The sequence below is a fragment of the Larkinella bovis genome (assembly GCF_042655385.1).
Taxonomy (GTDB): domain Bacteria; phylum Bacteroidota; class Bacteroidia; order Cytophagales; family Spirosomataceae; genus Larkinella; species Larkinella bovis.
In genome coordinates this window covers 247,883-268,623 of record NZ_JBHSMA010000003.1, presented here as the reverse complement: position 1 = coordinate 268,623, position 20,741 = coordinate 247,883, and the positions used below count along the sequence as shown (strand labels likewise).

Annotated in this window: 20 protein-coding genes; 7 read left to right on the top strand and 13 right to left on the bottom strand. The window is 53.0% G+C overall.

The window, feature by feature from the left end:
• The first annotated feature begins 4 nt into the window (after positions 1–4).
• Entirely contained in the window at positions 5–622 is a 618-nt protein-coding gene (locus ACFPMF_RS12330) for a trimeric intracellular cation channel family protein (protein WP_379845124.1), read from the top strand.
• Here the strand turns inward: ACFPMF_RS12330 and ACFPMF_RS12325 are convergent.
• Positions 616–1,080, bottom strand: a complete 465-nt coding sequence (locus ACFPMF_RS12325) for an Lrp/AsnC family transcriptional regulator (protein WP_379845121.1) — start codon at positions 1,078–1,080, stop codon at positions 616–618. The two genes, ACFPMF_RS12330 and ACFPMF_RS12325, sit on opposite strands and share 7 nt — an antisense overlap.
• A 192-nt stretch (positions 1,081–1,272) precedes the next feature.
• Between ACFPMF_RS12325 and ACFPMF_RS12320 the strand changes: the two genes are divergently transcribed.
• Entirely contained in the window at positions 1,273–2,235 is a 963-nt protein-coding gene (locus ACFPMF_RS12320; protein ID WP_379845118.1) for an NAD-dependent epimerase/dehydratase family protein, read from the top strand.
• A gap of 4 nt (positions 2,236–2,239) precedes the next feature.
• Positions 2,240–3,457, top strand: a complete 1,218-nt coding sequence (kbl, locus tag ACFPMF_RS12315) for a glycine C-acetyltransferase (RefSeq protein ID WP_379845116.1) — start codon at positions 2,240–2,242, stop codon at positions 3,455–3,457.
• 79 nt (positions 3,458–3,536) lie between these two features.
• Here kbl and ACFPMF_RS12310 read toward each other — a convergent pair whose 3' ends face one another.
• From ACFPMF_RS12310 to ACFPMF_RS12300, 3 genes are all read right to left on the bottom strand, one after another.
• Positions 3,537–4,322, bottom strand: a complete 786-nt coding sequence (locus ACFPMF_RS12310) for an alpha/beta hydrolase (RefSeq protein ID WP_379845113.1) — start codon at positions 4,320–4,322, stop codon at positions 3,537–3,539.
• 148 nt (positions 4,323–4,470) lie between these two features.
• Positions 4,471–5,058 carry a Crp/Fnr family transcriptional regulator gene (locus ACFPMF_RS12305; RefSeq protein ID WP_379845110.1) on the bottom strand — a complete coding sequence of 196 codons (588 nt, stop codon included), beginning with the start codon at positions 5,056–5,058 and terminating at the stop codon, positions 4,471–4,473.
• Positions 5,059–5,065: 7 nt separating this feature from the next.
• The gene (locus tag ACFPMF_RS12300) at positions 5,066–6,730 is read right to left on the bottom strand and encodes an amidohydrolase (RefSeq protein WP_379845108.1); all 1,665 of its coding nucleotides are present in this window, start codon (positions 6,728–6,730) and stop codon (positions 5,066–5,068) included.
• Between the two features lie 169 nt (positions 6,731–6,899).
• Between ACFPMF_RS12300 and ACFPMF_RS12295 the strand changes: the two genes are divergently transcribed.
• Positions 6,900–8,120 (top strand): NADP-dependent isocitrate dehydrogenase, encoded by a 1,221-nt coding sequence (locus tag ACFPMF_RS12295; protein ID WP_379845105.1) that lies wholly within the window; start codon positions 6,900–6,902, stop codon positions 8,118–8,120.
• 294 nt (positions 8,121–8,414) lie between these two features.
• Positions 8,415–9,518: a 3-oxoacyl-[acyl-carrier-protein] synthase III C-terminal domain-containing protein gene (locus ACFPMF_RS12290; protein WP_379845103.1), complete on the top strand. Its 1,104-nt coding sequence runs from the start codon at positions 8,415–8,417 to the stop codon at positions 9,516–9,518.
• Between the two features lie 116 nt (positions 9,519–9,634).
• Here the strand turns inward: ACFPMF_RS12290 and ACFPMF_RS12285 are convergent, their stop codons facing one another.
• A complete protein-coding gene (locus ACFPMF_RS12285; protein WP_379845100.1) occupies positions 9,635–11,530 on the bottom strand; it encodes a YgiQ family radical SAM protein in 1,896 nt (631 codons plus the stop codon).
• Positions 11,531–11,974: 444 nt separating this feature from the next.
• On the opposite strand from ACFPMF_RS12285, the gene ACFPMF_RS12280 reads away from it, so the two are divergent.
• On the top strand, positions 11,975–12,463 hold the full coding sequence (locus tag ACFPMF_RS12280) for a hypothetical protein (RefSeq protein ID WP_379845098.1): 489 nt from the start codon (positions 11,975–11,977) through the stop codon (positions 12,461–12,463).
• A 340-nt stretch (positions 12,464–12,803) separates the two neighbouring features.
• The gene (locus ACFPMF_RS12275; RefSeq protein ID WP_379845096.1) at positions 12,804–13,151 is read left to right on the top strand and encodes a hypothetical protein; all 348 of its coding nucleotides are present in this window, start codon (positions 12,804–12,806) and stop codon (positions 13,149–13,151) included.
• Positions 13,152–13,187: 36 nt separating this feature from the next.
• On the opposite strand, the gene ACFPMF_RS12270 is transcribed toward ACFPMF_RS12275, so the two are convergent.
• The 8 genes from ACFPMF_RS12270 to ACFPMF_RS12235 form a co-directional block, all read right to left on the bottom strand.
• Positions 13,188–14,645, bottom strand: a complete 1,458-nt coding sequence (locus ACFPMF_RS12270) for an ArnT family glycosyltransferase (RefSeq protein WP_379845094.1) — start codon at positions 14,643–14,645, stop codon at positions 13,188–13,190.
• 104 nt (positions 14,646–14,749) lie between these two features.
• A complete protein-coding gene (locus ACFPMF_RS12265) occupies positions 14,750–16,435 on the bottom strand; it encodes a TlpA family protein disulfide reductase (RefSeq protein ID WP_379845092.1) in 1,686 nt (561 codons plus the stop codon).
• 84 nt (positions 16,436–16,519) lie between these two features.
• Positions 16,520–17,017 (bottom strand): NADH-quinone oxidoreductase subunit C, encoded by a 498-nt coding sequence (locus ACFPMF_RS12260; protein ID WP_379845090.1) that lies wholly within the window; start codon positions 17,015–17,017, stop codon positions 16,520–16,522.
• Between the two features lie 8 nt (positions 17,018–17,025).
• Positions 17,026–17,373, bottom strand: coding sequence for a hypothetical protein (locus ACFPMF_RS12255; protein WP_379845088.1), 348 nt, complete (start codon positions 17,371–17,373; stop codon positions 17,026–17,028).
• 67 nt (positions 17,374–17,440) lie between these two features.
• Positions 17,441–18,001 (bottom strand): NADH-quinone oxidoreductase subunit NuoB, encoded by a 561-nt coding sequence (nuoB, locus tag ACFPMF_RS12250; protein WP_379845085.1) that lies wholly within the window; start codon positions 17,999–18,001, stop codon positions 17,441–17,443.
• Between the two features lie 109 nt (positions 18,002–18,110).
• A complete protein-coding gene (locus ACFPMF_RS12245; RefSeq protein WP_379845083.1) occupies positions 18,111–18,581 on the bottom strand; it encodes an NADH-quinone oxidoreductase subunit A in 471 nt (156 codons plus the stop codon).
• A gap of 20 nt (positions 18,582–18,601) precedes the next feature.
• Positions 18,602–19,228 (bottom strand): sterol desaturase family protein, encoded by a 627-nt coding sequence (locus ACFPMF_RS12240; RefSeq protein WP_379845080.1) that lies wholly within the window; start codon positions 19,226–19,228, stop codon positions 18,602–18,604.
• A gap of 120 nt (positions 19,229–19,348) precedes the next feature.
• Positions 19,349–20,680 (bottom strand): NAD(P)/FAD-dependent oxidoreductase, encoded by a 1,332-nt coding sequence (locus ACFPMF_RS12235; protein ID WP_379845077.1) that lies wholly within the window; start codon positions 20,678–20,680, stop codon positions 19,349–19,351.
• Positions 20,681–20,741: the final 61 nt, after the last annotated feature.

The following is a 20,741-nucleotide window of genomic DNA, read 5'->3' as shown; positions in this document are numbered from 1 at the left end:
ACGCATGAGTAACTGGTATTTCATTGACCTGGTTGGCACCAGCATCTTTGCCATTTCCGGGGCACTTTCGGCGCTGAATAAAAAAATGTACCACGATCTGTTCGGGATCTCGTTTATCGGCTTTCTCACGGCGGTCGGGGGCGGCACGACCCGCGATATCATTATGGGCGCTCATCCCATTTTCTGGATTCGGGACCCGAATTACATCATCGTGATCATGCTGGGCGTGGGCATCGCCATCGTCGGTCGGCGCTGGTGGTTTAATCAGTTGCGCCGGCCCCTGCTTTTTTTCGATACCCTCGGAATCGGCATTTACACCATCTTCGGACTACAAAAAGCGTTGAGTCTGGAGGTCAATAACTGGGCCGCCGTTTTAATGGGGTTGATGACGGCGTTGTTTGGCGGTGTGATTCGCGATACACTGGTGAATGATATTCCGTTGATTTTCGAAAAACACGTATATGCCACGGCCTGCCTGGCCGGCGCGCTGTTGTACGTGCTGGGGCGTACCCTAGAGATCGACCCCAATGTCAATTTTCTGGTTTCAGCCGCCAGCATCACCCTTCTGCGCCTGTGCGCCATCCGCTACAACTGGACGCTGCCGCGCATCGGCAATCAATGAATGACGTAGCCCAGGTTGTGCTTGATTTCTTTCAGGACAAAGGTGCTGTTTAGCACGCCAATATTCTCGATCTCAGACAGTTTGTACTTCACAAAGTTGTGATAACCGTCCAGACTGCTGACGTGAATCTTCAGCAGAAAATCGACCTGTCCGGCCATGTGGTAGCATTCCTGCACCTCTTCCAGCTTCTTGATTTCTTCCTCAAACTTGTCGATGAACGCTTTGTCGTGGTAGCGCATCGATACCTGACAAAACGCCGTGATGGGTTGACCCAGCAGATTTTTGTCCAGAACCGCCACGTACTGTTTAATAAAGCCGAGCCCTTCCAGCCGCTTGATCCGTTCGTAAATGGGCGAGAGCGTTAACCCCAGTTGGGCCGCTAACTCCTTTGTGGTCAGCTTCGCATCTTCCTGCAAAAGCCGCAGCAGCTTCTTGTCCGTTTCGTCCAGTTGTTCCATGCCGAAAATTTTTCTAAAACCGTTTTGGAGACTTATTCCCAATCAGAAATATTATCTACGCAATACCACATATACAACAATATTAACGGATTTAATAAACAACTACAAAAAAATAGCCGGTTGAGGTAAATTTGTACCATAAAACAACTCTTGCATCAGCGTTGTTAAGCTTACACTTCAACTGACTAAAAAATGAAGCGCGAAACCATTTTAGTGATCGGGGCCAATGGCCAGATCGGTACAGCCCTTCTCCCCCGGCTTCAGGCCCTTTACGGGACGAATTCGGTGATCGGTGCGGACCTGCGCCAACCCGAACACCCGGCCGGTCTATTTGAATTACTGGATGCCACGAAAGCCGACGCGCTAGCCGAACTGGTTCGTCGCTACCGCGTCACCCAGATTTACCACCTGGCAGCCATTCTTTCGGCCAAGGGCGAAAGTGATCCAATCTGGGCGTGGAATCTGAACATGCAGACGCTGCTGAACGTGCTGGAAGTGGCCCGCCTTCACCACGTCCGGAAAGTGTTCATTCCGAGTTCGATTGCGGCTTTTGGCGAACACGCGCCCAAGTTCGAAACCCCGCAAACCGCGTCGCTCGACCCGGCTACGGTGTACGGCATCAGCAAGGTAGCCGCCGAAAACTGGTCGCTCTACTACCACAAACGCTACGGGCTGGATGTGCGCTCGCTGCGGTATCCGGGCATCATCAGCTACCAGTCGATGCCGGGGGGCGGCACCACCGACTACGCCGTCGCCATTTTCCACGCGGCCGTTCAGGGCCAGCCCTTCGATTGTTTTCTGGCCGAAGACACGCTGCTGCCGATGATGTACATGGACGATGCGCTCCGGGCCACCCTCGAATTGATGGAAGCACCCGAAAACCGGATCAGCGTCCGGACGTCGTATAACCTGGCCGGCATGAGTTTTACGCCCGCCGAACTGACGGCGTCCATCCAGACGTATTTCCCCGACTTCGTGGTCCGGTATAAACCGGATTTCCGGCAGGCCATCGCCGATTCCTGGCCCCGAACCATCGACGATTCGGTAGCCCGGCAGGACTGGGGCTGGAAACCGGAATACGACCTGCCGCACATGACGCAGGAAATGATCACCCAGCTTTCGACTATTTATCACACCCTCATTCCAACGCATTAACGGTATGTACGCCATCAGAGAAGAACTCCAGCAGGAACTCGATTCGATCCGGGAAGCCGGTTTGTACAAATCCGAACGGATCATTGTTTCGCCCCAATCATCGGTGATCGCCATTCACGGCGGACGTGAAGTGCTGAACTTCTGCGCCAACAACTACCTCGGCCTGTCGTCGCACCCGGACGTAATCAAAGCCGCGCACGAGACGCTCGAGAGCCACGGTTTTGGGATGTCGTCGGTGCGGTTTATCTGCGGCACGCAGGACATTCACAAGGAACTGGAACGCAAGACCGCCGAGTTTGTCGGAGCGGAGGATTGCATCCTGTACGCGGCTGCCTTCGACGCCAACGGCGGGGTTTTCGAACCGCTGCTGAACGAAGAAGATGCCATTATTTCCGACGAACTGAACCACGCATCGATCATCGACGGCATTCGGTTGTGCAAAGCCAGGCGGTTCCGCTACAAACACAACGACATGGCCGATCTGGAAGCCCAGTTGCAGGCGGCTGCGGGCAGTCGGCGCAAACTGATCGTGACCGATGGCGCGTTTTCGATGGACGGCACGATTGCCCAGCTCGATAAAATCTGCGATCTGGCCGATCAATACGGCGCGATGGTGATGGTGGACGAATGCCACGCCAGCGGTTTTCTGGGTAAAACCGGTCGCGGAACGCCGGAATACCGGAATGTGTTCGGGCGGATCGACATCATTACCGGCACCTACGGCAAAGCCCTCGGCGGGGCGTCGGGCGGTTTTACGGCGGCCCGGAAAGAGATTGTGGATCTGCTGCGGCAACGGTCACGGCCTTATCTGTTCTCGAACACGCTGGCTCCGGCCATTGTCGGTGCCTCACTGAAGGTGCTGGAAATTCTGGAGTCATCCACCGCCCTGCGCGACAAACTGGAAGCCAACACGCGGTATTTCCGGGAAGCCATGACCAAAGCCGGTTTTGATATTCTGCCGGGCGAACACCCCATTGTTCCGATCATGTTGTATGACGCGCCATTGGCGCAGGAATTTGCGGCCAAACTGCTCGAAGAAGGCATTTACGTCATCGGTTTCTTTTACCCGGTGGTGCCCAAAGGCAAAGCCCGGATTCGGGTGCAGATTTCGGCGGGCCACGAACCCAAGCACCTGGAAAAAGCCGTGGCCGCCTTTACGAAAATCGGCCTCGAACTGGGCGTCATTCCGGCGGAGCAGCCGGTAGCAACCACCACCGAATAACACCACTAGCAACAGGGTTTCATAAAACAAACCGGTTCAGGGCTTCCTGAACCGGTTTTTTGTGAACTGTACGTTTGGCTCAGTGCTTACCGAGCCAGTCCAGAATGTAATCGGCGTCTTCTTTCCAGGTCGGCTGGCCCAGCACGAAGTGGTTGCGGCCCGGAAATTCTTTGTAATCCAGCACCGAACCATTCTGCTTATACGCGTTGTAATTCCGGCGATTCAGGTGGGCGGGAATGATGGTGTCCTGGTCACCGGCCGTGATCAGCAGCGGAGCGTGCGGTTTGTCAAAATCCACTTTGGCGGCAGCGGTCAACCCACCCCGGGCGACGGTTTTCGATTCGGGAATGGTGTTTTCTTCGTACGCTTTTTTCTGGTCTTCCAGCGACATGCCGTTCACGAATGCGTACTGCCAGTCTTTGAACGACATCAGGTAGGTTTTCTTCAGCGAGGTAAACAGTCCGAGCACTTTCCAACCGGCTTTCAGAAACGAGAATTCGTACGGAATAATGCCCTGCGGAGCCACCGGGTGAATGGCCACCCCGGCCACGCCCAGCCCCCGGTTAATCAGAATCTGGGTAATCAAACCGCCCAGTGAGTGGCCGATGATAATCGGTTTTTCGGGTAATTTTTTGGCAAAATCGGCGTAGTGATCGACCACTTCCGTTAAGGTCAGGGTGGCTAAATCGGTATCGTTCGGCTGGCGGTTGCGGAGTTCGGCTGCGGTTCCGTTTTTATACGGCCAGGCCGGGGCGTAGGTGGTGTACCCTTTGCTTTCAAAGTAAGCCTGCCATTCTTTCCAACTGGTGTTGACAACGAAGGCTCCGGTGACGAAGAGGACGGTTTTTGTGCTACTGGCTTTCATGATCGTATCGTTTAAAGGTTTGTGTTTTTATCTGTTGTTCAGCGACTTGAACGAGACAAAGGTCCGTACGACGGCAATCAAAAAGTTTAACCCAGGTTAATAAAAGCGAAGAGCGTATAAAATTTTACACGTGAAAAAGCAGTAGCCATCATCGGCCCGCCATCCGTTTCCGAATCCGGCTCAGCGACGGTCCCTGAATGCCGAGATAGGACGAAATATGGTAGAGTGGGATTGCGTTATACAGGTCGGGGTGTTGCTCCATCAGTTCCTGATACCGTTGTTCGGGCGTTTTAAACAGGAAATCTTCGGCCCGTTCCATTGCCAGGTTGAAAGCCCGTTCGGCCACCAGCCGACCGAAATGCTCCCACTGTTTGGACTCCTGATAAAGCCGGCTGATGTGGTTGATGTGAATGTACAGAATCGTGGAATCCACCATCGATTCCGTGTAGTAATTGCAGGGCGTCTGGTTAACAAAACTCTTGTAGGAAACCACCATCTGGTTTTTGGAGAAGAAGAAAACGTTCTTCTCTTCGGCGGTTTCGCCGTTGACGTAATAAGTGCGGAAAACACCATCCAGAATGAAGCCGAGGTGTTTACAGACGTTTTTGTATTCATTGTAAAACTCGCCTTTTCGGTACTGCTTTTTTTCCCAGTACGGAATGGACAAGGCAAACGCGTCCTTGTCCATTCCGGCAAACTGGTTCAGGGCATAGCCTAATACGTCGAGTTCATTCATAAAACCGTTATTTCCCTTTCGGTTCCTTGTCTTTCATCAACTCCGCCCGCTGGTCGTCGCGCAGGGTTGGGTATTTGATGCCCAGTTGCTCCAGATAGGTTTTGTATTTCGTCGGGTCGTAGTAGTACTTCTTCAGTTCCGGTTTGAATTTGGTCATGATCTCCTTGTTCAGATACACCGCCGGATACTCTTTCGGCGAAATCAAGGGGGTGTATTTGATCTCTTTCGTTTGCTCTTTGGTGTAATATTCCCAGGCATTTTTGATGATTTCCGGTTTCATCAGCATGTCCAGCAGGGTCATGGCTTCGGCTTTAGCACCGGCCACCACGCCCTTGTGCGCAATCGGCGTCGCCATCGAAATGGCATTGGCCCAGTGGTGCCCCGGCAGGCCCGGAATGTTCGACGGATACCGCAGCACCACCGTCGGCAGCGACCACGAGATGTCGGCAATGTCATCGGAACCGCCCCCCATCGAGGTCATCATCTGACCGCCCATCATCGCCGTTGGGGCCGAGGGCGCTTTCATACTGTCCAGCTTCATTGCCAGCCCTTCCACCTTTGGAGCCTGCAACTCCTTCTGCGACGCTTTCGCCAGCATCTGGTCCTCTTCCGACCAAACCGGCAGTCCGACTTTCCGGATGTTGGCGTCCATCGCTTCGGCAATCGGTTTGTTGAAGTGCCCCGGCCAGGCCGATCCAAGAATTTCGTAGGTAAACTTCGTATCCGTCATGATAGCCGCTCCTTCGGCCATTTTGATCCCGGTTTCATACAGTTTCTTGATTTTGGGGTACGAGCGTTCCCGGAAATAATACCAGACCGACGCTTTCGACGGCACCACGTTCGGTTGGTCGCCCCCGTCGGGAATCACGTAGTGCGAGCGCTGCGTCAGTTCGAGGTGTTCGCGCCGGTAATTCCAGCCAATGTTCATCAATTCAACGGCATCCAGCGCACTCTTGCCGCGCCAGGGCGCCCCGGCGGCATGGGCCGCCTGTCCTTCAAACGTAAACTTGACCGACACCAGCCCGTTGTTGCCCGCATCGCCGTGCGAGACGCCAAGGTTGTTGCCGACGTGCGTGAAAATGCAGGCATCGACGTCCTTGAAATACCCGTCGCGGACGTAAAACGCCTTCGCGCCGACCAGTTCTTCGGCTACGCCCGGCCAGAGCATCAGCGTACCCGACAGTTTTTCACGCTCCATGATCTGCTTCACCGTCAGCGCGGCCACGATGTTCAGCGCCTGCCCGGAGTTGTGGCCCTCGCCGTGGCCCGGGGCACCCTCCACCAGCGGATCGTGGTAGGCCACACCCGGTTTCTGGCTGGCTTTCGGAATGCAATCCACGTCGGAACCAATCGCAATGACCGGTTTGCCGCTGCCCCAGGTGGCGATCCAGGCCGTGGGCATATTCGCAATTCCTTTCTGGACCTTGAAGCCTTCTTTTTCGAGCAGCGTCGTCAGATAGTTGAACGTTTCTTCTTCCTGAAAACCAAGTTCGGAGAAGCTAAACAGCATGTCGTTGATCTGCTGCGCCTGATCTTTCCGCTTGTCAATTTCGGCGACAGCTTCTTGTTTGAGCTTCTCCAGCTTGTCGGGAGCCTTCACTTTTTTCGATTGCGCCAGCAGTAAGGAAGGCGTTAGCAGCAGCGCAAAAATGATTTTTGTAAAGTCTTTCATGGAAAAGCCAAATTTTATTTGATGAAGAGGCAATAAAACTGCTTAAATATACGGCATAAATGCATATATACCTGTCGATCAGTTCGTAAACTTTCATTTCCCGTTACGGCCAGAATTATTACCTTTGCGGCTGATTTCCTGTATCGTTTCACTGATTGATATCTAACAAATGGAGAAAATTAAAGTAGCTAATCCGGTGGTCGAACTGGACGGCGACGAAATGACCCGCATTATCTGGAAGTTTATCAAAGACAAGCTGATCCTCCCTTACATCGACGTTGACATAAAATACTATGACCTGGGCGTCGAATACCGCGACGAAACCAACGATCAGGTGACCATTGATGCTGCCAACGCCATCAAAGAATACGGTGTTGGTATCAAATGCGCCACCATCACTCCGGACGAAGATCGCGTGAAAGAATTCAACCTGAAACAGATGTGGAAATCGCCGAATGGTACGATCCGGAACATTCTGGATGGTACGGTTTTCCGCGAGCCGATCGTGATCAACAACGTGCCGCGTCTGGTAACGAACTGGTCGGCCCCGATCATCGTGGGTCGTCACGCGTTCGGTGACCAGTACCGAGCAACGGATTTCTTGGTGCCGGGCAAAGGCAAGCTGACGATGAAGTTCGAAGGCGAAGACGGAACCGTTCAGGAATACGAAGTATACCAGTTCAAAGGCCCGGGTGTCGCGATGGGCATGTACAACGTCGACGAGTCGATCCGCGGGTTTGCGCAGGCCTGTTTCAACATGGCGCTGCAAAAAGGCTGGCCGTTGTACCTGTCGACCAAAAACACGATTCTGAAGAAATACGACGGTCGTTTCAAGGATATTTTCCAGGAAATTTACGAAAACGAGTTCAAGGCGAAGGGCGTTCATTACGAACACCGCCTGATCGACGACATGGTGGCCTCGGCCCTGAAATGGGAAGGCAACTTTGTCTGGGCGTGTAAAAACTACGACGGTGACGTTCAGTCGGATACCGTGGCGCAGGGTTTTGGTTCCCTAGGCCTGATGACGTCGGTACTCGTTACGCCCGATGGCAAAACGATGGAAGCCGAAGCGGCCCACGGTACGGTAACGCGCCACTACCGCGAACACCAGAAAGGTAACCCGACTTCGACCAACCCGATTGCCTCGATTTTTGCCTGGACGCGTGGTCTGGCATTCCGGGGTAAACTGGATGGCAACCAGCCTCTGATCGACTTCTGCAACGCGCTGGAAGCGGTTTGTATCGAAACCGTGGAAAGTGGCAAAATGACGAAGGACCTGGCACTGTCGGCATTCCCGGCGGGCACGAAACTGGTGGCGGGTGAGCATTACCTCAACACCGAGGACTTCCTGGAAGCCCTGGACCAGAACCTGAAAGTGAAACTGGGTTAATTCCTCGTTTTCAATAGTACAGCGGCCCCGCCCGGTTTCAAACCGGGCGGGGCTTTTTTAGGGGCGGTTTCAAACCGGGCGTTTCTCGTGCACCCGGTTTTCGGCCCCGGCTCCAGGCCCAAATTAACCCCAAAACCGGCCAGGGGCTACGACCGTGTTGAAGCCCTGTTCCCCATCAAACTTTTCAAATCCGATTTCAGGGTATTCACATAAGCTATCAAACGGTTGGCATAAAGGGGCTGAACAGGACGCGGGTCCGTGACTATTTTCACGGCGAACATAAACAACGTACTAATGTCATCCTTGCCTTCTCAACCGCCGGTTCGGACGGTTCAACTGGCTATTGCCGGTTTGAGTAGTTACGTCGCCGACCCCACACCCATTGCCGACTGGGCGGAATCGTTCCAGATTCCCGACCGAAAAGACCCTTCTAAATTTCTGGATGGCCCCATGGTCGAAAAAGTGCTGGGGGTGCGGTCGAAAAGCTGGGCGCCGGAGGTGTTCCAGAATCAGGAAGTCGTTACGCAGGTGGCCCGGGAAGCGCTGGCCAACGCCCAGGTTTCGGCCCGCCAGGTCGATGCGGTTCTGGTGGTCACCTGTTCGCCCTACCAGGTGCTCCTCGATCAGGATGCCTTTTATTTTCTGAAAAGTTTACAAATTCCGGATTCGGTCGTCCCGCTGCAATTGGGTGCGGGCTGCGCCGGAATGGCCCGCGCCATGCAACTGGCGACGCAACTGGCGGCCGAAAATATTCTGATTGTTGCCTACAGCCTGAGCAGCCTTTACACCCAGACCCCGCTTTACAAACAGAATCCGGTGCATCCGCTGGGACGGTCGCTGTGGATGTCGTCGGCTCTTTTCTCGGACGGCGCGTCGGCGGTTTTACTGCGCAAAACCGGGTACCGGGGTGGGCTGGCCTTTTATTCCCGCGATTCGCTGGCGTTCGGCGCTGAAGGCGGTTTTGACGATCCCCTGATTCATTACATGGGCGGTGGTGCCCTGAATCCGCCGGGTCAGGAGAACTCCGAGGAGCTTTCCTGTTTCGGAATGGCCGGCGACCGCGTGAAGGAATACTACATGAAAGGCATGCTGCTGAATCATCAGACGCTGCTCCAAAACCGCCCCAATTACCTGACCGAGGTCCGGAAGATTTATACGCACCAGGCCAGCCCCGTGCTGACCAACGGTTTTTTGAATCACCTGATGGAATCCTGCGCCATTCCCCGGTCCAAGTTTGGGGTTAACGTGGAGACGTACGGCAACCTGGTTGCCACCAGCACGGTGAAGCTGCTGCACGACGATATGACCAGCGGGGCAGCCCAAACGGGCGACGAAATCTGTATTTCAGTCGTGGGCGCTGGCCCCGAGCGGGGCGCGTTTATTACCCGCCTTGCCTGAGTAGGTTCAACCTATGAGAATGAAAAAAGCGGCTGGCTTTGTATTAACCCCTGAACACCAAACGTCCCGACCGGTTTTTGAAAGCTGGTCGGGACGTTTGGTATGTATTTTTTCGCTTACCGTTTCTTCTTGCCGGAATATTTCCCCGAGAAATGCGGTTTTCCGGTCGTTCCTTTCTTCTGGCTCCCCAGCAGTCGCTCGAGCAAATCCGGGCGATTGAGCTTGGTCAGGCGGTTTCGAATCCAGTCCTTGTATTCCGGTTTGTACCAGAAAAAGTAGCGGTTTTGCGCCTGCTTCTCGTCCCGGGTTTTAGCGGTTTTGACGGGTTTCAGCGTATACGGATGCACCCCGGAGTAATAAATGACTTCGGCCACCGTCATCGGCGTGGGCGTGAAATCCTGCACCTGTTCGAGCTGAAAACCGAGGTCCTTGGTTTCGGCGGCCAGGTTGGCCATATCCTGTTCCTCGCAACCGGGGTGCGACGAAATAAAGTATGGAATCAGCGGTTGATTCAGATTGTGCTTCTGCTGAATCAGGTCATACTTCTGCTTGAATGTCTTGAAGTATTTAAACGACGGTTTGCGCATGATCCGCAGCGTATCGTCCGACGTATGCTCGGGTGCCACCTTCAACCGGCCCGACACGTGGCGCGTAATCAGTTGCTCCATGTATTCGTCGTGGTTGCCGTCCTGGTTGTTTTTGTTGAAATCATCAACCAGCAGGTCGTAGCGCACGCCCGAACCGACAAACGCTTTTTTGATCCGGGGGTCGGCATCCACCTTGCGGTAGAGTTCAGTCAGCGGTTTGTGCGAGGTATCGAGGTTCGAGCAGATCACCGGGTGAATGCAACTCGGGCTCTGGCAGCGGGCGCAGATCGATTCATCCTTGCCTTTCATCTGGTACATATTCGCCGACGGGCCGCCCAGATCCGAAATATAGCCCTTGAACTCCGGGTGTTTCGTGATTTCGTCGACCTCTTTCAAGACCGATTTTTCGCTTCGCGACGCAATGAACTTGCCCTGGTGCGCCGAAATGGTGCAGAAACTACACCCCCCGAAACAGCCCCGGTGCATGTTGACCGAGAACTTAATCATTTCGTAGGCCGGAATCGGTCCCCGTTTTTTGTATTTCGGGTGCGGCAGTCGCGTGTATGGCAGATCAAACGATTTATCAATTTCGGCTTCCTCCATCGTCTTGAACGGCGGGTTGATCACCAGCACCTGGTCGCCAACCTGCTGCGTAATCCGGTTCGCCTGCCACTTATTCGACTCTACCTCCACGATCTTGAAGTTGGCCGCATACTTGATTTTATCTTCCAGGCATTCCTCATGGCTCGCCAGCGACACGGTATTCCAGTTGTTGTAATCCCGCAGTTCGGTGCGGTTATCGTGCAGAAAAGACACCTGATTGATGTTGCGCATCGACGAAAACGGCACGCCTTTCTGTACCAGTTTCAGGATTTCGCGCAGGGGCTGCTCGCCCATCCCGTAGACCAGCATATCGGCCCCGGAATCGACCAGAATGGACGGCATGAGCCGGTCCTGCCAGTAGTCGTAATGCGTGACCCGGCGCAACGAAGCCTCGATGCCGCCGAGCAAAACCGGCACATCGGGAAACAGTTGTTTCAGGATTTTGGTGTAAACAATCGTTGCGTAATCGGGCCGGAAACCGGCTTCGCCACCGGGCGTGTAGGAGTCGTTGGAGCGCAGGCGTTTGTTGGCGGTGTAATGGTTCACCATCGAATCCATACAGCCTGCCGTGACGCCAAAGAAATATTTCGGTTTGCCAAATTTTTTAAAATCGCGCAAATCGTCTTTCCAGTTCGGTTGGGCAATAATGGCCACCCGAAACCCTTCGCTCTCCATGATCCGGCCGATCACGGCGGTGCCAAACGCCGGATGATCCACGTACGCATCCCCGGACACCAGCACAATATCCACTTCGTCCCAGCCGCGTTTCTCCACTTCCTGTTTCGTCAGCGGCAACCAGTCGGTCAGGGGTCTTTCCATCATTCTCTCCATAAGTAGTTCCTTGAGAACCATCGAAATTACGAAATAATTCAATGGATGCACCAAATGACGGAGGCAGGTCCCCCTCAAGGGTTGCCGGTATTTTAAAAATTTCCAAAATCAGGAAAAATCTTGGTACATTGTGCACACTCCATTCCCTCAAACGCATTAACAGTCAAAGACTTGAACGATTCCCTTTGACTTTTTGTACTAGATTCATATCTTTCATTGTTATCAAGTAAAGAAAGGCACTTTTTGTCATGACCGAACAAACACGATATAACAGCTTCGACGAACTGAAAAACAGTTCAACAGCGGTAGCGCAAGACCCTGCCGTGGCGGCTGAGCGTTATGCGCGATTTGCTGAAGCCATGACGGTTCTACGAAACGAATATCTCCAGTCAAAATCCTCAGCTAACAATTCATCCGTAGGCAAGGCCGCTGTCCATGGATTATCTTAGTACCATCCGCAACGTTTGCAGGACATTCAATGAAAATGCGGTTGACTACCTGATCGTAGGCGGCACCGCTGTTGCCCTTCACGGCTATATAAGACCGACAATTGGCAAAAATGGGCAGCCGGCAGCGAAGGCCGATTTAGATTTTTGGTACAGAACTACCCCCGAAAATCATGCCCGGTTGCTCAAGGCCGTGGAACAACTCGGAAAAGATGTATCCGAGCATAGAAATGCAGAAGTGATAGACCTTACCCCCTTCCTGAGGTTTGAATTTGAAGAATACACGCTTGACCTTCTGCCAAAACTAAAAACTCCGCTGAGATTTTGGCAAGCCTACGAAAGGCGGCAATCGTTTAAATCCGAAGATATCGATATCGTGTTTATCAGCCTAGACGATTTGATCCAGGACAAGCAAGTCACAGGAAGGCAAAAGGATCTGGATGATATTGAGAATTTAAGGCGTACTAATTCTTCTTAGGTGAGATGAGCGATCCATGATTTTATGGACCGCTAAAATGGCTCATACATTATTTTAAGCGAATGTTTGATACGATTTTTGACGTCAGAATCTATCCAACGTGACAATAGGATTGTACGATGGCACGGAAACCAAGGTAGTCTACGCGCAGCGAGTTCTTATCCAGAGATGAACCAGTAAATGGCGTAAACAAGCGTTTGGCTGGAATAAACCTGGATCGTCTTTCGAAATTTGGCTTTGGGGCGGATGGACTGACCGCGTAAGGCATTCACTATTCCCTCATTCCTCCCAACCTTTTGCCCCGTTTCGGCGTCTTACTAGAAAAACCGCCCGCAGAGTTATGAAGACGTTTGGATTATTATTGCTTTTAGCTGCCTGCCAGACCGCTCCCTGGGAAAACGAAGTGGCGGTCAGCAACGATTGCCCGTCGTATGCGGAATGGAAAAAGGCCGCCGAACTGCGCCAAGTACCGGGGATCGTGATCAATGAAGCCGAAACATCGCAAACCAGCACCTGGCTTTATATTCTGACCAGTGACAGCACCCGGTATTTCCCCTGCAACCTCCCCGAAACTGTCCGAAAAACCGGCACGAAGGTGGTGTTCAACGCCGACGAGTTTGCGCCCCCGCCGAACGTGCGACTGGCCGGGGTACCGGTTAAATTGACGAAGCTCCGGCAGATTCCCTGATAGTCGTCCGGAACCTACTTTCCGGACGACCTTTATTCAATGGGTCCTGTGAGAAGAATGCTGGCGAGAGTAGATACACGAAAACTTATCTTGATAAATACGTTTAAACGCCCCTATTTTGGCCGGTGCATTTAACGGAATATGGTAGCTCATTTCGTTCAACCGATCACTAATTATATACTGAATACCTTTGCGGCTGGCCTGTTCGAAAAAAGAAGATAAGGGAATCTTCTCCCCTCGTTCTTCATAAAAAAAATAAGATGTAAGGCCCTGAATCTGATAACGGTCGGCCTGTCCAAAGAAAAAACTAATCGGCGCCAAAACTTTTGCCTGCCGCTGCGGCATATAGCGGGCCAGTTCTTCATTATAGGCTTCAACGTACGGTTTCGTATAATTCTCATGCAGCACGAACGACGTACTAACAAGGGCAAAAAGGTAATAACCGACTAGTGATACTTTTAAAATCCGTTTCTGCCTTAGCCTGGCATAGGTTTTATAGTTGACTAAATAACCGGCCGTTAAAAGCGATAACCAGGGTACAAAAAGAATATAATAAAAATCAAAATTGCTTTTCGATAACAACCAGAAACTACTAAAAAGGAACGTAAAGTAGATGCTTACGGGCTCCCATCGATAAAGTCGGCGTCTGATCAGCAACAGGCTTATTACGGCTAACGCACTCAGAGGGACTTCATGGATGCTATGAAAAAACAATTGATGGTAGTTGAGCATCACCATGGCTTTATCCAGCACGTTAAAACCGGATTGGGTGGCCGGATCGTTCAGAAACTGAACGATCATCTTATCGATATTTCCATCGACAAAAGCATCCAGGCCGTAGAAACTGAACGTCAGTCCTCCTACGATACTGAACGTGATCGTCGGGCGCCAGCCCGTTCGTACCAATAACCAACCCGCTCCAGCCGCCAGATAGATTAAGCCATTCAAGTGGGTCAGTGCCGCTAAACCCGCGAATACGCCCGCCAGAACCACCTTCGGTGCTGGCTTTTCATCGGACGAAGAATCAAGCGCACAATAAGAAGCAAACCCCAGCATCATACACATCATCTCCGGGCGATTCACACAGAAATACCGAATGATGGTACCGCAGCCAAAATAAAACAGTAGGCTTAGCCACTGCTGCTCGGGCGGGTTTCTACGACCGTAACGCCAGAGTAACCAGCCTGTTACGCTACCGCACAGAATCGTCAGCAGTTTACTGGCCGCTAACGAGAAGCCCGCTATATGCATAAATAAGGCTCCCGTATAAATAAAGAGTTTGTGGAAGACGTATATCTGGTCACCCCACCCATTGTAGCCATGAAACAATTCCGACCGCACCAGGCCATCCCGTACCAGCCAGTACGACTGTTCGGCAAACCAGGCATCATCAAAATGGGCAGTTCTACGATAAAAGGTTGTTAGGATAACACCAAGCAATAGCAGCAGGGCGAATCGGTACGTTCGCACTGAAAAAAAGAAAGGGGATAACATTAATGTATAGTAATAGAGATGTATCTCGGTTGTCGATCAATAGGCAACGAATCAGCCTTCGATTCCGCTTTGGCCTTTCACAGCCACAATCGATCCGACAAAGCTCACAAATTTTCCCGAAGAAGTTTCAAAACGTCGTCGAGTTTGGATGGCAGGGGTGCGTTCCGCTTCACAAATTTCCCATCGCGCCCCACCAGCCCGGCCGCCGGAACGAATTCGGTCCGGAGCTGGCCTAACAAACTGCCCAGCTGGTCGCTTTCGACATAGACGTGCAGCCCTTTCGGCTTGTTTTTGGCCACCCACTCCCGCCAATGCACCAGGGACGTTTCGTTACCGCACACGTAGGCAAACAACACATCCCGGCTGCCTACCCGCTCCTGCAACGCCCGGGCGGCCAGGGCTTCCTGCCGCGAAGGTTCCACGTCCGTCGACCAGGCCAGCAGGTAAACCAATCGCCCCTGAGCCTGTTTCCGAATCTGGTCGACAAGTTCCTTGCCGTATTGGGACGCCCGCAACAGCGTAACCTCCGGCAATACTTCCACGGGCTCGTTCAGCGACTGGTCGCCGAACTTCGCGGCCACTTCCCGGACGGTTGCGCTGTCCTTTACCTCCAGCCGGTAGAGTTCCTCCAGCGAAAGCTGGTAATGGTTGTCGCCCACCTGCGGCTGAATGTGCTGGTACAGCAACTCCTGATTTTTCAGTTCGATGCTGGAAAGATTCATCGCCAGAAACTGCGCTTTCAGGTAATCCAGACCAGTGCTGTCCACGGTTTTGCGGTATTGCGCCATGGTCGTTTCGTAGGTCAACAACTTGGTCAGCTTGTCCTCATGGCGCTGTAAAATCCGCTGTAACATCGGCATGTCGCGGTTGGCCCCGGCGCGGCCGGTTTTTAGTTCATCGATCCGCGCGCGTTCCGTTTCCGACAGGTCCGATACATAGCGATCAACCAGCCGCGCAAAGGTGGCCACCGGAATTCCGCGCCCCGAACCTGTCAATGACAACTCCGTCACGCGCGAACCGGCGTAGGTCGAAAACCGCTCCATAGCCGTTGCCCGCTGAACCGTCAGGAACAGATCGTCGGCGGGACGTAATTTCTCGCTCGACACATTGCTCTCTAGGCGGGTATCCTGCTCCGCCAGCGCTTTGTCGTACAGGAAAACCGCAACTTCGTACTGAACAGTCGACCTCAAATATTGATCCAGTAATGGCAACACCTCGTGAGTCTGGCGGTATTTCTCGTACGTAGCCATAAACTCGTTCGTCAGAATCTTCCGGCTGTCTTCCGCCGAGCGCCCATACAGCCGTCGGGAAAGCACCCGGTTATCGATTTTCGGTTTATTCTTAAACTCAAACGCCTTGTAACGCGTCAGTTGATTGTTTACCTGCCCATTGGTGCCGCTAAAGCGAAACGGCGCTTCGGACAAAAAGAGGGAATCGGCGTCGAGCGCAATCTCAACGGTGCCAGCCGACGCCAGAAAAGCCGTTGAAATCTGACCAAAATTGAAATAGAGTTCTTCGTAGGGATAGACCAGCGGCAGCGTCACCCGGAACGAACCATCGGGTTCGAGCGGAGCCGGACGGGCCATTTCACGGCTGGCCTGCAGGATATTGTTCCGCGAAATCGTGACGTTGGGACTTTGGCGGTAGAGTTGAACCGTCAGGTTTTTGATGCGCCCTTGCACCGTCACCGAATCGGCTTTCGACTGGCCGAAAGCCTCCGGCTGTTGACCGCAAAACAGGATCAAAAGAAGGCAGAAAACCGGCATGGTGACACAACGCAGCGTTGGCATGGAAACAATGGCTCAGGTCTACTCGGAAAAAGGCACAAGTTAACGGGCCTGCTGCATTATACCAAATGATACCGAGTCGGCGAACTACTTCACCCGGATGCCGTGGTAGGTTTCCATATCCCGGTAATCTTTCCGCAGCGGGTGGCCTTCCCAGTCGGTCGGCAGCAGAATCCGGCGCAGATCCGGGTGATTCGCGAACCGGACGCCAACCAGATCGTAGATTTCGCGCTCGTGCCAGTCGGCGGTCCGCCAGATGGCAGAAACCGTCGGCACCACCGGCAAGGGCTCACCTTCCGCGTTGCGCGGCACCACCACTTTCAGCGTCAGATTGTGTTCGTACGGAATGGACGTCAGGTTATACACCACCTCCATCGTGGCCGCCTGCGGGCCGTTGTCGATGCCGGTCATGCAGGCCAGAAAATCGAAAAATAACCGATCATCGTCGCGCAGAAAACCGCATACCTCCGCAACCGCGTCGGTCCGGATAACCAGAAAAGGCTGCGGATTGGTGGTGTTGGTTTGCAGTATAACGTCAGGCCCAAACCGGGCGACGAGCAGATCGGTGATTTCAGAAAAAGTCATTCCGTACGTTAGCGAATCGAGACAATCGTAATCTCGTCGGCTTCAAATTTCGACCCCCAGCCGCACTGGACGGTTCGCTTATGGCCCGTAAATTTATAAATGATGTTTCCCTGCTTCTGCGGCTCATTGCCCAGAAAACTCTCCACCAGACCGACCGATTCGGCATCGGGGGCGTAGCGAATTACTTTGTTCGGATCGTTCCAGTTCAAGGCCACATGGTGTTCGCAACCGTCGTAGGCCAGCCCATTGGCGTACAGCATCGCATCATTGCGGAGCTCCGGACCGGTCGGATCGTCGTTCTCGCGGCACATGGCCAGACCAAATATAGTCATCAGGGTGATCAGGATCGTCTTCATCTCGTTTTGTTGGGTTTGATTAGTAAGGACCCCAGCTTGCGTTCATGGGTTGGAAACCGGCCTTGTTTCAGGCCACGGCTTCGTCTGCCGTGGCGGTTTCAGCCGCTTCCAGCGCCAGCAGGGCCGTGGGAGCCGGTTCGTCGGTAAGCCGGGTATTGCGGATTTTTTCCTGCAATTTCAGAAAACCGCCAATCAGGGCTTCGGGGCGCGGAGGACAGCCCGGCACGTAGACATCCACCGGAATGATCCGATCGACGCCCTTCACCACGTGATAGCCATGCTGCCAGTAGGGGCCTCCGCAGTTGGAGCAGGAACCCATCGAAATGACATAACGTGGCTCCGGCATCTGTTCGTATAACCGCCGGATGCGGTCGGCCATTTTAAACGTAACGGTTCCCGAAACAATCATCACGTCCGACTGCCGGGGCGAAGGACGCGGAAAAATCCCGAACCGTTCCAGGTCATAGCCCGACGCGAAGGTCTGCATCATTTCGATGGCGCAGCAGGCCAGCCCGAAGCCCATCGGCCATAGCGACGACAGCCGCGCCCAGTTCAGGAGGTCTTCGGCGGTGGTCAGCAACACGCCCCCCTCGCCGGATTTGAATCGTTGATCGAGTAATCCACTCATGTAGTTATGGGGTATACGGTTTTTGGTTTACGGTTGCTCCGCAGGATGGCATAATAGATGCGTCAGCCCACTGTAAACCGTACTCTGAAAACCGTGAACCGTAAACCGTTCACCCTCTTTTGTATTTCTGATTCACTTTTTCGTACAACGAAGCCGGGACGCGGGTTTTCAGTTCCGGCACTTTCGGTTCCGGTTTTACCCAATCCAGAAAGCCTTTCGCCCAGGCATAAGCCAGGCCGAGTGCCAGCAGGGCAACGAAGAGCAGCATTTCCGTCAGCGCCACCCAGCCCCATAAGCCGTCCGTTTCTTCAATTAACAGTTTCTGACCGAAAACCGTTGCCCACGGAAACAGGAAAACCAGTTCGACATCGAACAGAACGAAAATAATGGCGATGATGTAAAACCGCACATTGAACTGCACATTGGCGTTCCCGACGGGTTCTTCGCCGGATTCGTAGGTCGTCAGTTTTTCCAGGTTAGGGCGGTTGGGCCGGAGCAGCCCCCCGACAAACAAAATCAGCCCAACGAACGCCAGGCCGATAATGATGAACAATAAAATAATACCGAAGTCGGAGAGCATGTCTAAACTGGGATTCCCGATTATTTCATATAGGTTCCAAACACGTAGTCCCAGAGGGGCGACGAAACCCCGTAGTTCCGGTCGTGGCTTTTGTAGTGGTGAACCGAGTGATTGATCCACAGTTTCTTGAAGAAATTTTTGGGCGGAGCGTACGCATGGACAATAAAGTGCACGAACAGATAGCCCGAATAGCCCACTAAAAAACCGGGAAAAAAGGCGTACGAAGCTTCACCCAGCAACAGAAACATAACGCCAAACAACGTGGCACCCACAAGCACAGCCGCAGCCGGCGGCATCGCCAGCCGGGTTTTGTCTTTCGGGTATTCGTGGTGAATGCCGTGGAAGGTATACTGAATTTTCGCTTTCGTCGGGGTGTCGGTTTCCATATGGAATACCCCCCGGTGAACCGCGTACTCAACCAGCGAAAATACCAGCATCCCCGCAAAAAACAGAAAGCCGATCCAAGCCGCCGACATGTCGGTATACGTAAACGCATACCAGCAAAAGAAGGTGGAGGTCACCAGGTAAATCGTAATGGGTACGGAGATGTGGGTACGGGACAAACGTTCCAGAATCGGGTTCTCGAACAACGGCTTGGTGCCACTATTTTTGGGTTTAATTTTGGTTTTGGTTATCGTTTCTTCCATGGTGATAAACAATTTATGTCCGCCAAACGTTGGGGAACGCACAAGCGTTCGTTGGTTGGATACTGAAAAACGCAAATTTAAACTTCAATTCCAGAGATAGTCAAAAAAGTTGACTAATTTCTATTTGGTCACTAGCTGGTCTTCTACTTTCTGTTTAATAGCTTCCAGATTGCCTTTTGGCAGTTTAGGCTTGATAATCAGCCGCAACGATTGATCATCGCTCAGGTAATTCCAGGCCCAGTTGATTAAAATCAGTAAGCGGTTTTTGACGCCCACGATAGCCATCAGGTGAACAAACAGCCAGACCATCCAGGCAAAAACCCCCTGAAAACTCCAGAACGGCAGATCGACCACCGCCTTGCCCCGGCCAATGGTCGCCATTGTTCCCAGGTCCTTGTATTGAAACTCCTGCATCGGTTCGCCTTTCAGGAGTCGAACCAGGTTTTTGGCTAAATGACTCCCCTGCTGAATGGCCGGTTGCGCAATCTGCGGATGGCCGTCCGGGTATTTCTCCTCCGTCATCAGCGCAATATCGCCAATGGCAAAAATATCCGTGAAGCCCTGCACCTGGCTAAACCGGTTGACCAGCAGCCGACCCGCCCGCCCGATCGATTCGGTCGGTAAACCGTTGAGCGCATTGGCCCGGACCCCCGCGGCCCAGACCAGGTTATTCGTCCGGATGGTGGTCCCATCGTTCATGTACACAAACCGTCCGTCGAAGTCCTGAACGCGGGTATTCAGCCGCACAACCACGCCGAGTTTCTCGAGGTATTCCTGCGATTTGACCTGCGATTCTTTCGACATGGGCCCGAGCAGTTCTCCCCCGGATTCGACCAGATAAATCTGCATCATCCGGAAATCCAGTTCAGGATAGTCGCTCGGCAACACGGTTTTCCGCATTTCAGCAAACGTTCCGCATAACTCGACACCTGTAGGGCCTCCTCCCACTACGACCACATTCAAAAGACCTTCTTTTTCGTCAATATTGTCGACCGACAGCGCATCTTCGAAGCACTGAAGCATCCGGTTCCGGAGCGTAATAGCCTCCGCAACCGACTTCATGGACAATGCCCGTTCGATGATGTTTTTCATCCCGAAAAAATTCGTATCCGCCCCCGTAGCAACCACCAAATAGTCATATTCGATCGGACCAAGCTCTGTATCAATGGTTTTGGTATCGGGATGCACCGCCGTAACCGTGGTCACGCGGATATGAACATTTTTGCAGTTCTGAAAAACCGCCCGGAGGGGAAAAAGAATGGAACTGGCTTCCAGGCCCGAGGTAGCTACCTGGTAATACAGCGGCTGGAATTCGTGGAAATTATTCTTATTGATCAGAACAACCTGAAGGTCCTTCCGGCTTGAGAGTTTGCGGGCTAATCGCAGCCCTCCGAACCCTGCCCCCACAATCACTACGCGCTTCCGGTCAGTCCGTGGAATATTTGGGTTCATATTCTATCGAGTTAGGCTCCTTGCCTGCATAACTCGATTCATTCCCGTAAGGTTTCAAACG